Below are 11,342 nucleotides of genomic sequence, written 5' to 3'. Positions count from 1 at the left end.
CGAGCGGCGCCGGGGCCGCGGGCGGTCCGGCCGCCGGGCCGGACCGCCGGACCGCGCGGCCCGCTGCTCCCGGCCGGTCCAGTCGCGCTCGAACCACAGCACCGAGGTGCCGTGCACCCCGCGCCCGTCGAGGTCCCGGCGCACCCCGGGGGCGACCGTGCCCAGGTCCTCGCCCACCACCAGGGCGCCGGCCCGGTCGGCGGCCAGGGTCAGCACGGCCAGCATGGCGGCGTCGTCGTACGTCACATAGGTGCCCTGGGTGGGAGGCGCCCCCTCGGGCACCCACCACAGCCGGTAGTGGCTCATCACATGGTCGACCCGGATGCCGCCCGCGTGCCGCAGCAGCCCGCCCAGCAGTTCCCGGTAGGGCAGGTAGCCGGTGGCGGCCAGCACATCGGGCCGCCAGGCCGGGATGCCCCAGTCCTGGCCCTTGGCGTTGAACGCGTCCGGCGGCGCACCGACCGTCACGCCGGGGGCCAGCGCGTGCTGCCAGCTCCACGCCTCCGAGCCGTGCGGATGCACGCCGAGCGCCAGGTCGTGCACCAGCCCGACCGGCATGCCGGCCTCCCGGGCGGTGCGCTGCGCCCGGGCGAGCTGCTCGTCCGCCTGCCAGACCAGCCAGCAGTGGAAGTCCACCCGCTCCATCAGATCGTTGCGGGCGCGGGCGGTGCGGCCGGAGCGCGGATCGCGCAGCCCGGTGGGCCAGCCGCGCCAGTCCGGGCCGTAGAGCTCGGCCAGGGCGCACCAGGTGGCGTGGTCCTCCAGAGCCCGCCCGCCGTCGGCGAGGAAGGCGACATAGGCGGCCTGGCGGCCGGCCGGGAGCGGCACCCCGCGCTTGATCAGCTCCAGCGCCTCGCGCTTGAGCTGCCAGACGGAGTCGCGGTCGATGGGCACGCCGTGGCCGAGCACGGCCTCGCGCAGGGCGGCGGCCCGCGCGCGCAGCGCGTCCACCCGGGCGCGGTCGGCCGGCTCCAGATAGGCGTACTCGGGGACGTCCTCGATGCGCAGGTGCACCGGGTCGGGGAAGCGGCGGCTGCCGGGCCGGTAGGGCGAGGGGTCGGTGGCCTCGCCGGAGGCGCCGGGGACGGCCGCGTGCAGGGGGTTGAGCTGGAGGAAGCCGGCCCCGAGGGAGCGGCCGGCCCAGCCGGCCAGTTCGGCGAGATCGGCCAGGTCGCCCATGCCCCAGGAGCGGCGGGAGAGCACGGAGTAGAGCTGCACCAGCAGTCCGTGGTGGCGGCCGGGCGGGGCGGGCAGGGGGCCGGGCGGCACGATCAGGGTGCTCCGGGCGGACCGGCCGTCGGGGGTGGTGAGGTGCAGGGTGTGGAAGCCGGGCGGCGGGTCGGGGGACCAGCCGGACTCCCGGCCGTCCTCCAGGACCATCCGCACGGTGGTGCCGGCGGGCAGGCCGCAGCGGCCGGTCAGGTCCGGCACGGCGGGGAGGGCGGCGGATCCGGTGGCGGTGCCGGGGGTTAACACCACGGTCGGCGGCAGCAGCCGGGCGCGCTGCCGCTGCTCGTGGTCCTCCAGGGCGTCCCGGGCGGCGCCGGGGGTGGCGGCATCAACGCCGAAGGCGCCGAGCACGGCGATGACCGTGTCATCGGGGATCTCGACGCGGTGGCCCGGCGAGGGTTCGTAGGCGGTGGCGACGCCGTACGCCTCGGCGAGCCGGGCGAGTGCGGTCATCCGGCCTCCAGGACGGATTCTGCCGTGAGCGGGGGTTCGGCGGTCAGCGGGCGTTCCGAGGTCAGCGGAACCGTCCCGCCGGCGGTGGGCTCGCTGGTCAGCGGGCGGGGGCGGCGGCCGTCCTCGGCCAGGCGGTCGTCCGGGCCGGACAGGTCGGCCAGGCTCAGTTCCCCGGTCTCGTCCCACAGCAGCGGGGCATCGGGGGCGTCCGGGTGCTCCGGGGTCCTCGCCGCCCGCGGGGCCTCGGCCGCTTCCGGTGCCCGGTGCGGCACGCGGCCGCGGTGCTGTGCGGGCAGGGTGATGGCGGGCGCGCTGTAGCGGGCGGCGGAGGATTTTCGGTCGTTCATGCGGTGTGCTCCGTTCCGGTTCTGCGGGCGCCTCGTCCCGGCGCCTGCTTCGGTGGCCTACCCCATGGTCGCCCGGGCATCCCTGGCTGCCCCGGGAAGGTGAAGCACTTCACCCGACGGATGCACGCAAAATTTGCCGCCCATACATCTCTCCGACGCCGTTCTTGCGGGAACCGGATGTTCTTCCGGGCCAGCAGCACACCATCGGCCGCTCGGCTCCGGGTGGAGGCCGGGCCGGGCGGTACCCGCAGCCGGTGCCGCAGCCGGCTAGGCCGCCGGGGGGTGGCTCAGGGGCCGGGCCTCGAAGCGTTCCAGTGCCTCGTCGCCGCCATAGGGCCGCAGATACGGCAGCCACCGCGGATCGCGGTGGCCGGTTCCGAGAATGCGCCAGGCCAGGCCCTTGGGCGGCGCGGGCTGATACCTGAGTCTCCAGCCGAGCTCGGCCACCTGCCGGTCGGCCTTGATGTGGTTGCACCGCCGGCATGCGGCGACCACGTTGTCCCACACGTGCTGGCCGCCGCGGCTGCGCGGGACCACATGGTCGACGCTGGTGGCCACACCGCCGCAGTACGCACAACGGCCGCCGTCCCGGGCGAACAGCGCCCTGCGGGTCAGCGGCACGGCTCCGTGATACGGCACCCGCACGAAGCGTTTGAGCCGCACCACGCTGGGCGCCGGTATGGATTCGGTGGCGCTCCGCAGCAGCGCGCCGGAGTTCTCCAGCGTCACGGCCTTGCCGTGCAGGAGCAGGATCAGTGCGCGTCGCACCGGCACGATGCCGAGCGGCTCGTACGAGGCATTGAGAACCAGGACATGCGGCACGGGGCGGCCTCCACTTCCGTCGGCGGCGCGTGGCTCGCGCCGGGACGATCTCCCACAGTGTGTCCCGACGACGGGCGACGGCGCCACCATCCCCGGAAAGTGTCGCGAGCCACACCCGTACTGTTGCCCCGCCCGTGCCACGTTCTCCCCCGTCGCGGACGGCTTTTGATCTTCTCGTGACACGCTCCCCCCGCCGGTGCCGCGCGACCCCGCGCACCACCTCGCGCGCCCCGGCCGCGGCCCCGGCGCACCCCCAGCCCGAGGGCCTGCCGGAACCCTGNCCCGGCGCACCCCCAGCCCGAGGGCCTGCCGGAACCCTGCCGGAACCGGTTCCGGAACCGGTTCCGGGAGACCGCTGCCGGAGCCTTGTGCCCCGCCTCCGATTGGCCAAGGATGACGCCCATGACCCCTCCGCCCGCACCTTCCCCGCCCTCCGGGCCTTCCGGGCCGCCGGCTCCCCCCGGACCCTCCGCCGCCTCCCGGCCGCCGGCCGTCGTCCGCCCCTACCGGCCCGCCGACCGCGGGGCACTGGAGGACATCTGCATCCGGACCGGGCACGTCGGCCGCGACGCCCGTCCCCACTACCGGGACCCCGGCGTGCTGCCCGCCCTGTTCGCCGCCCCCTACGCCGAGTTGGACCCCTCCCTGGTGTTCGTGGCCGACAACGGCGAACGCGTCATCGGCTACATCGTGGGCACCGCGGACAGCACCGCCTTCTTCCGCCGGCTGCGCGAGGAGTGGCTGCCGCTGGTCGCCGCCCGCTTCCCGCAGCCCGGCCTGCCCACCACCGACCTGGACGGCCACATGCGGGACCTGCTGCACCACGCGGAGCGGATGCTGCCCGCCGACCTGGTCGGCGACTACCCGGCCCACCTGCACATCGACCTGCTGCCCGAGGGCCAGGGGCGGGGCCTGGGCCGCAAGCTGATGGAGAGCTACCTGGACGCGCTGCGGGCCCGCCGGGTGCCCGGCGTGCATCTGGGTATGAGCCCGGAGAACACCGGGGCCCGGGCGTTCTACGACCGGCTCGGCTTCACGGAGCTGCGCGCCCCGGACCCGTCCGCGCCCACCGTCTACCTCGGCATGCGGCTGGCCTGAGCCCGCGGGCCCCGGGGCGGCCGGGCCGGGCCGGAGACGGGAGGGGAACGCCGATTGCCTGATCGCGAACCGGACACGTTACGGCCCAGAACGCCGCAACGGTTGTCCCGCCTCCCCCACTACCGGCCATACTGCTGGCCAAGGCCCGTACCGCGGCCGGTCCGGGTGGCGCGGTCGGGAACCACGGACGCGCCTCAGACGACCTTGGAGGCGAGGACAACTACAGGGGGAGGTCCCGGACCGTGACATATCCGCAGACCGCACCGCCCGCGGCGGCACCGGGAGTTGCGGCGCCGAACGGTCCTGTGGTCCTCCCGCCGCGTCCTCCCGCCCCCCCGGCACCGGCACCGGCCGGAAAGCGCCGCACCGCCTTCGTGGAGGGGCTGGACCGGCTGCGCGCCGGCGCCCGCACCGAACCCGGCCGGCTGCGCATCATCGGCGCCGTACTGGCCGGGCTGATCCTGCTGTTCGGCGCGGTCACCGCCTGGCAGACGGGAGACCGGGCCGGCGGCGCCGCCCGGGTCGTCGACGACACCCAGCCGCTGAGCGCCGACGCGGCCAGCATCTACCGCTCGCTCGCCGACGCCGACACCACCGCCGCCACCGGCTTCCTCTCCGGTGCCGACGAGCCCCGGGCGGTGCGCGAGCGCTACGAGGAGGACATCCGGGCCGCCGCCGTGCTGCTCGGCGCCGCCGCCACGCACAGCGGCGGCTCGCCCGAGGCACGCGAGCAGATCCGCGTGCTGAGCGAGCAACTTCCCGTCTACACCGGGCTGGTGGAGACCGCGCGGGCGCACAACCGGCGCGGCCTGCCGCTGGGCGGCGCCTATCTGCGCTACGCCAGCACCCGGATGCAGGAGGTGCTGCTGCCCGCGGCGGAGCGCCTCTACCTGCTGGAGACCGACCGGTTCCGCAGCGAGCTGGACGACGCCCGGAAATGGCCGTGGGCGGCCCTGCTGACCGGCGGGGCGGCGCTGGGCGTCCTGGGCTGGGCGCAGGTGCGGCATCTGCGCCGCACCAACCGGGTGCTGAACCCGGGTCTGGTGGCGGCCACCGCCGCGGTCGCCGTGCTGCTGGGCTGGCTGGCCGGGGCGCACACGCTGGCCCGCTCCCAGCTCGGCACCGCGGACCACGAGGGCGCCCGTTCCCTGGAGGTGCTCAACGAGATGTGGATCGCCCTGCTCCAGGCGCGCGGCGACGAGAACCTGATCCTGGTGGCCCGCGGCTCCGGCTCGGTCTACGCCGAGAACTACCAGGAGCGGATGGAGCTGATCGCCGGCCCGGCCGGGGACGGGGAGGACGCCGCGGCCGGCCTGCTCTCCGGAGCCCGGGGTCTGGCCGAGGACGAGGCCGGCCGCGGCCCGCTGGACAGCGTCGGCGCGGACATCGCGGCCTGGCGGGCACGGCACGACGAGGCCCGGCGGGCCGAGGCCGGCGGTGACTACGAACGTGCCGTGGACCTGGTCATCGGCGCCGAGGAGTCCACCGGGGTGCTCTTCGACCGGGTGCACGGAAGCCTTGACGAGGCGGTCGGACACGAACAGCAGGACTTCGAGCAGGCCGCGTCCGGCGGCCGGTCCGCCCTCGGCGGGCTGACCGCCGGCGCGGTGGTGCTCGGGCTGGCGGGTGCGGCCGGCGCGGTGCTCGGCATCGGGCGCCGGCTGTCGGAGTACCGGTGAGAGGGGGCGGAGGGCCCATGGCACACCGGACACCGCCGGAGGCCCGCCCGGCCGCGCGGCGCACGGTCCGGACCGGGCGGACCGGCAACGGCCGGGCGCTGCTGCTGGCCGCGGCCGGTCTGGCGCTGGCCGCGGTGATGCTGGTCTGCACCGTGCTGGACGGCGGCACCGGCGGCCGTCCGCCGTCCTTCCCGGACCTGCCCGGCTCGGTGGAGGAGGCCGAGCAGGCCGCGAGCGAGCGGATACGGCCCGCCGCGGAGCCCGAGGTGTGCCCGGACGGCAGCGACCCCGCGGACAGTTACGCGCCCTCGCCCGGCGGCCCGGACGACGGCGAGGCGGTGCGGCGCATCCAGGAACGCGGCGCGCTGATCGTGGGCGTGGACCAGAACAGCTATCTGTGGGGCTTCCGCGACCCGGAGAACCGCATCGTCGGCTTCGACATCGATCTGGTGCGGGCCATCGCCGAGGACCTGCTCGGCCCGGACCCGGACATCGTGTTCAAGGCCGTGCCGACCTCGGAGCGGATTCCGCTGATCCAGGACCGGGAGGTCGACATGGTGGTGCGCACCATGTCCATCACCTGCGAACGGTGGGAGAAGGTGGCGTTCTCCACCGCCTACTTCGAGGCCGGGCAGCAGCTTCTGGTGCCGCGCAGCTCGGACATCACCGGGCTGGACCGGACGCTGAACGGGCAGCGGGTGTGCCGGGCCGACGGCTCCACCGCGGCCGATCTGCTGGAGCGGGCCGGCGCCGAAGGGCTGGGGGCGAGCATCGTGCCGGCCGCCAACCACCTGGACTGCCTGGTGCTGGTGCAGCTCGGCGAGGCGGACGCGCTGATGACGGACAGCGCGCTGGCCGCCGGGCACGCCGCCCAGGATCCGGCCATGCACCTGGTCGGGGAGCCGCTCACCATCGAGCCGTACGGGGTAGCGATGCACCTGGAGGACACGGACCTGGTGCGCCGGGTCAACCGGGTGCTGGAGGAGTGGACGAGTGGCGGAACGAACAGCGGATGGCGCCGGTCCTACGACAGGTGGCTGGCCGAGCACCTGGGGCGGGCGGATCCGGCGCCGCCTCAGCCCCGCTACGGCCGGGGCTGAGGAACGGCCCGGCATGATGCGCGGTGAGCGGTGACGGCGGCGACGGCGGCGACGGCGGCGGCCACGACGGCCGCGGCCACACCGCCGGCCACGACGGCGGTGGACCCGGACGACGGCAAGGGCAGGAGGTGTGAGCGGTGTTGAGCCGTGAGGAAGCGGACCGCCGGCTGGCCCGGCTCGGCGCCGAGCACGAGGCGATCGAGAGTTCCCTGCTGGCGCTCCAGGACCACGCCGGCCGCCGGCTGCTGGAGGGCGCCGCCCTGACCGGCGTCACCAAGGAGCGCTGGACCGCGGCCGAGGAGACCCTCACCCGGCTGTGGTCCCACTTCGACGTCTGCTCCCGCACCCTGACCGAGGCGCGCGAGGTGCGCGCCCGCCGCCGCCACCCCGGCGGCGCCGAACTGGAGGAGCTCTCCCGGCTGCTGGAGGGCGACTGCATGGTCGTCACCGGCGGGGTCCTGCTGGCCGAGCACATCGGCTGGGGGGAACTGGTGCGCCGGATGAACACCGGCTACGCCGAGGTGCTGGACGTGGTGGCGGCGGCCGACGCCGTCTGGTCGGCGCTGCCCGCCCGGATCGACCTGCTCTCCGCCGAGCTGCAGCGGGTGGCGCAGCTGGCGCACTCGGTCGGGGTCCGGCCCGGCCAGCACCCGGCCGGCGACGACCTGGAGGCGGTCACCGAGGAGCTGAGCGCGCTGCGCGAGGAGGTCATCGCCGACCCGCTGGCCTTCTGGGTGCCGGCCGGCGGCAGCAGCGCGCCCGGCGGCGGACGTCCGGACACCACCCGCTACGACCGCGCCGCCCGCACCATCGAGGAGGTGCGGCGGGAGATCGAGGCGGTGATCGACGTCCGCAAGGACGCCGAGGACCGGCTGATGCGCCTGCGCGACCTGCTCTCCCGGGCGGACCGCACCCTGGCCGAGGCACGCGCGGCCCGCGGCGAGGTGCTCGCCAAGATCGCGGCCTCCGAGGTGCCGGCGGTCAGCGGGCCGCCGACCGCGCTCCAGGAGGAGCTGGCCACCGCGGCGGAGCTGCGCCGCCGGTCCCAGTGGCACCGGCTGTCCCCGCTGCTGGAGTCGCTGGAGCGGCGGGCCGAGGAGGAGCTCCAGCGGGCACGGGAGTCGCTGACCGCGGTGACCGCGCCGCTCGCCGTCCGGGCGGAACTGCGCGGCCGGCTCGACGCGTTCCGGGCCAAGGCCGCCCGGCTGCGGCTGGCCGAGGATCTGGTGCTGGTGGAACGGTACGACACGGCACGCCGGCTGCTGTGGAGCGCACCCTGCGACCTGCGGGCGGCCGAGCGGGCGGTGATGCGGTACCTGGACGAACTTTCGGCGCTGGAGAAGGAAGCCAACGAGGAGCGAGCGTGAACAACGCGCAGCAGCAACCGATGCCGTGCCAGCGGCCGAACTGCGCCGGCACGTACGAGGACATGGGCAACGGCGAGCGCTACTGCGACACCTGCGGGCTGGCTCCCGTCGTCTCCGCCGAGGCCATGGCGGCCCGGTCCTCCGGGGCGGGGGGCGCGGCGCGGCAGGAGGGGGTCCCGGGCCCGTCGCCGTCGACGCGCGCCTCCGGCGGCCACGGACCGGGGCCGGGGCCGGACGGTCCGGCCGGTTCGGCCCGTTCGTCGTCCGCCTCCCGCTCGACCTCCCGCTCGACCTCGCGGTCGACCTCCCGCTCGACCTCGCGGTCCCAGATGTCCCGGCGCTCGGTGTCCGGGCGGCTCTCCCGGGCGCTCTCCGGGGAGCTGCCCTCGCGTTCCGTCGCGGTGCGCAGCTCCCGCTCCTCCGCCTCCTCCGGCCGCGGCAAACTGGGCGCGGGCATCGTCACGGTGCCGACCGTGCCGCGGCCCGACCCGCGCGAGGTGGTGCTGGGCAGGCCCGAGGTGCCCGAGCGCAAGCGCTACTGCGGCAACCTGGAGTGCGGCGCGCCGGTCGGCCGCAGCCGGGGCAGCACGCCGGGCCGCACCGAGGGGTTCTGCACCGCCTGCGGCCACCCCTACTCCTTTGTGCCCAAGCTGAGCCCCGGGGACATGGTGGGCGGCCAGTACGAGGTGGTGGGCTGCATCGCGCACGGCGGCCTGGGGTGGATCTACCTGGCCATCGACCACCCGGTGGGCGGCCGGTGGGTGGTGCTCAAGGGCCTGCTGGACACCGGCGACCAGGACGCCATGCAGGCGGCCATCGCCGAGCGCCGCTTCCTCTCCGAGATCGAGCACGCCGCGATCGTGCGGATCTACAACTTCGTGGAGCATCTGGACCGGCGGACCGGCAGCCTGGACGGCTACATCGTCATGGAGTACGTGGGCGGCAAGTCGCTGAAGGAGATAGCCAACGAGCGGCGCACCCCGGACGGCCACCGCGATCCGCTGCCGGTGGAGCAGGCCTGCGCGTACGGCATCGAGGCGCTGGACGCGCTGGGCTATCTGCACAGCCGCAATCTGCTGTACTGCGACTTCAAGGTGGACAACGCGATCCAGCAGGGCGATCAGCTCAAGCTCATCGACATGGGCGCGGTGCGCCGGGTGGACGACACCGCCAGCGCGATCTACGGCACCGTGGGCTATCAGGCGCCGGAGGTGCCCGAGCTGGGTCCGTCGGTCGCCTCCGACCTGTACACCGTGGCCCGCACCCTGGCCGTGCTGACCTTCGATTTCCGCGGCTACACCAGCCGGTACGCCGACTCGCTGCCGGAGCCCGACCAGGTGGAGGTCTTCCAGCGCTACGAGTCCTTCTACCGGCTGCTGGTGCGGGCCACCGACCCGGACCCGGACCGCCGCTTCGCCTCGGCCGAGGAGATGGCCGAGCAGCTGACCGGGGTGCTGCGGGAGATCGCCGCCCTGCAGAGCCGCCAGCCGCGGCCGGCCGTCTCGCCGCTGTTCGGCCCGGAGCTGCGGGTCACCGACACCGAGCTGCTGCCCCGCGCCGCGGACGGCGGCTCGGACGTGTCCCGGCTGGGGCGCCGCGCGGTGGGGCGCCGGGAGCGCCGCGCGGGCGCGGCCGCCGCCGCGCTGCCGCCCGCGCCCGCCACCCCGGCGGTGGTGCCGCTGGACGTGCGGGAGGCGGCGCTGGCCCTGCCGGTGCCCAAGGTGGACCCGGCCGATCCCAACGCGGGCTTCCTGGCCGGGCTGCCGGCCGCCGATCCGGGCGATCTGCTCACCGCGCTGCGCGCCGCGCCGGTGGATTCGGTGGAGCGGCGGCTGCGGGAGCTGCGCGCCTGGCTGGAGATGCCGGTGACGGCACCGTCCGCGGCCGGTGCCGGGCAGGTGCTGCGGCCGGAGGCCGGGCAGGCGCTGGCCGCGCTGGAGGAGGACCACCCGGACGACTGGCGGGTGGTCTGGTACCGGGCGCTGGCCGCGCTGATCGGCCGGGACTGGGAGACCGCGGCGCTGTCCTTCGACGCGGTGTACGACGCCTTCCCCGGCGAGGTGGCGCCGAAGCTGGCGCTGGCACTGTGCGCGGAAGTGCTCGGCCAGCTGGACAACGCGGCCGACTACTACGACCTGGTGTGGACCACGGACCCGAGCCATGTGAGCGCCGGGTTCGGGCTGGCACGGGTGCGGCTGGCGCGCGGGGACCGGGCCGGGGCGGTGCAGGCGCTGGAGTCGGTGCCCGCGGCCTCGGCCCACTGGACGGCGGCGCGGGTGGCGGCGATCCGGGCGCGGCTGCGGCAGCGGCTGCCGTCGGAGGAGCTGCTGCCGGATCTGCTCGCCGCGTCCCGCCAGTTGGCGGAACTGCGCGAGAACGGACTGGAACCGGCGCTGGGCGAACAGCTGTCCTGTGAGGTGCTGGGCGCCGCGCTGGACTGGCTGCTGGCCGGGAGCCGGGGCGGACGGCAGCCGGCCGGGAACGGCCGGCAGGTGCTGGGCCGGCCGCTGGACGAGACCGGGCTCCGGCTCGGGCTGGAGCATTCCTACCGGGTGCTGGCCCGGCTCGCGCCCAGCAGCAGTGAACGGATCGACCTGGTGGAGGCGGCCAACCGCTTCCGCCCGAGGACCTGGGTGTGACACATGCCGCAGCTTGACCGAGTCTCCGCCTGCCCGGGCTGCGGAGAGCCCAGGGAACACGGCGACCGCTTCTGCGGCGTCTGCGGCACCGACCTCCGCAGCGCGCCCGCGCAGCCCGCCGCTTCCCCGCCGCCCGGACCGCCCGATGCCCCGGCCGGCCCGGCCGCACCGGCAGCACCTGCCGCACCGGCCGGCCCGCCGGCTCCGTCCGCCCCGGCACCGGGGCAGGGCCCGCCACCGGCCGCGGGGGGTACCGATCTGACCATCCCCGAGTGGGTCAACCCGCCCCGCGCCGAGGCCCCGCCGCGGCAGGCGCCCGGCGCGCCGGACACCGGCGGCGAGGGCGGCGACTTCGACGTCCCGGACTGGGTCAATCCCCCGCACAAGCGGGCGGCCCGGACCCGGCCCGCCGATCCCACCATCCCGGACTGGGTGAACCCGCCGCACAAGCGCACCGCCCCGGCGCCGCAGGGGGATCACGACCCCGAGCGCACGCTCCCGGACTTCTCCGCCCCCGCCCTGCCGCCGACCGCCGCGGCCGGCGGCGGCGGGGAGCCGGAACCGCAGTGGCCCGGCCGGCAGGGCGGAGCGGCCCGGGGCGCGGAGG

The 11,342-nt window shown here is 75.9% G+C and carries 8 protein-coding genes and 1 pseudogene; 6 read left to right on the top strand and 3 right to left on the bottom strand.

Annotation, left to right across the window (positions count from 1 at the left end):
• From GQS09_RS23350 to GQS09_RS23340, 3 genes are all read right to left on the bottom strand, one after another.
• The coding region (locus GQS09_RS23350; protein WP_165989397.1) for a 4-alpha-glucanotransferase at positions 1-1,683 on the bottom strand (1,683 nt) is incomplete at its 3' end.
• The gene (locus tag GQS09_RS23345; protein ID WP_165989395.1) at positions 1,680-2,030 is read right to left on the bottom strand and encodes a hypothetical protein; all 351 of its coding nucleotides are present in this window, start codon (positions 2,028-2,030) and stop codon (positions 1,680-1,682) included. The genes GQS09_RS23345 and GQS09_RS23350, both read right to left, overlap by 4 nt.
• Before the next feature lie 267 nt (positions 2,031-2,297).
• On the bottom strand, positions 2,298-2,852 hold the full coding sequence (locus tag GQS09_RS23340) for an HNH endonuclease (RefSeq protein ID WP_165989393.1): 555 nt from the start codon (positions 2,850-2,852) through the stop codon (positions 2,298-2,300).
• A gap of 402 nt (positions 2,853-3,254) precedes the next feature.
• On the opposite strand from GQS09_RS23340, the gene GQS09_RS23335 reads away from it, so the two are divergent.
• The 6 genes and pseudogenes from GQS09_RS23335 to GQS09_RS23310 all read left to right on the top strand — a co-directional run.
• Entirely contained in the window at positions 3,255-3,950 is a 696-nt protein-coding gene (locus GQS09_RS23335) for a GNAT family N-acetyltransferase (protein WP_165989390.1), read from the top strand.
• A gap of 242 nt (positions 3,951-4,192) precedes the next feature.
• Positions 4,193-5,629, top strand: coding sequence for a hypothetical protein (locus GQS09_RS23330; protein ID WP_165989388.1), 1,437 nt, complete (start codon positions 4,193-4,195; stop codon positions 5,627-5,629).
• Positions 5,630-5,646: 17 nt separating this feature from the next.
• Entirely contained in the window at positions 5,647-6,729 is a 1,083-nt protein-coding gene (locus tag GQS09_RS23325) for a glutamate ABC transporter substrate-binding protein (protein ID WP_243761712.1), read from the top strand.
• 140 nt (positions 6,730-6,869) lie between these two features.
• The gene (locus tag GQS09_RS23320) at positions 6,870-8,096 is read left to right on the top strand and encodes a hypothetical protein (RefSeq protein WP_165989387.1); all 1,227 of its coding nucleotides are present in this window, start codon (positions 6,870-6,872) and stop codon (positions 8,094-8,096) included.
• A gap of 20 nt (positions 8,097-8,116) precedes the next feature.
• Complete coding sequence (locus GQS09_RS23315) at positions 8,117-10,735, top strand: serine/threonine-protein kinase (RefSeq protein ID WP_243761713.1); 2,619 nt, start codon at positions 8,117-8,119, stop codon at positions 10,733-10,735.
• 3 nt (positions 10,736-10,738) lie between these two features.
• A pseudogene (locus tag GQS09_RS23310) lies at positions 10,739-11,342 on the top strand (hypothetical protein); the annotation flags it as partial.

The sequence above is a fragment of the Streptomyces sp. YIM 98790 genome (genome assembly GCF_011421595.1).
Taxonomy (GTDB): Bacteria; Actinomycetota; Actinomycetes; order Streptomycetales; family Streptomycetaceae; genus Streptomyces.
This window is presented reverse-complemented; position numbering and strand designations above follow the sequence as displayed.

Bases quoted from the DNA above. Each gene is read 5' to 3' on its own strand.
- GQS09_RS23345 (WP_165989395.1), bottom strand. From the start codon at position 2,030: ATGAACGACCGAAAATCCTCCGCCGCCCGCTACAGCGCGCCCGCCATC.
- GQS09_RS23315 (WP_243761713.1), top strand. From the start codon at position 8,117: ATGCCGTGCCAGCGGCCGAACTGCGCCGGCACGTACGAGGACATGGGC.
- GQS09_RS23335 (WP_165989390.1), top strand. From the start codon at position 3,255: ATGACCCCTCCGCCCGCACCTTCCCCGCCCTCCGGGCCTTCCGGGCCG.
- GQS09_RS23325 (WP_243761712.1), top strand. From the start codon at position 5,647: ATGGCACACCGGACACCGCCGGAGGCCCGCCCGGCCGCGCGGCGCACG.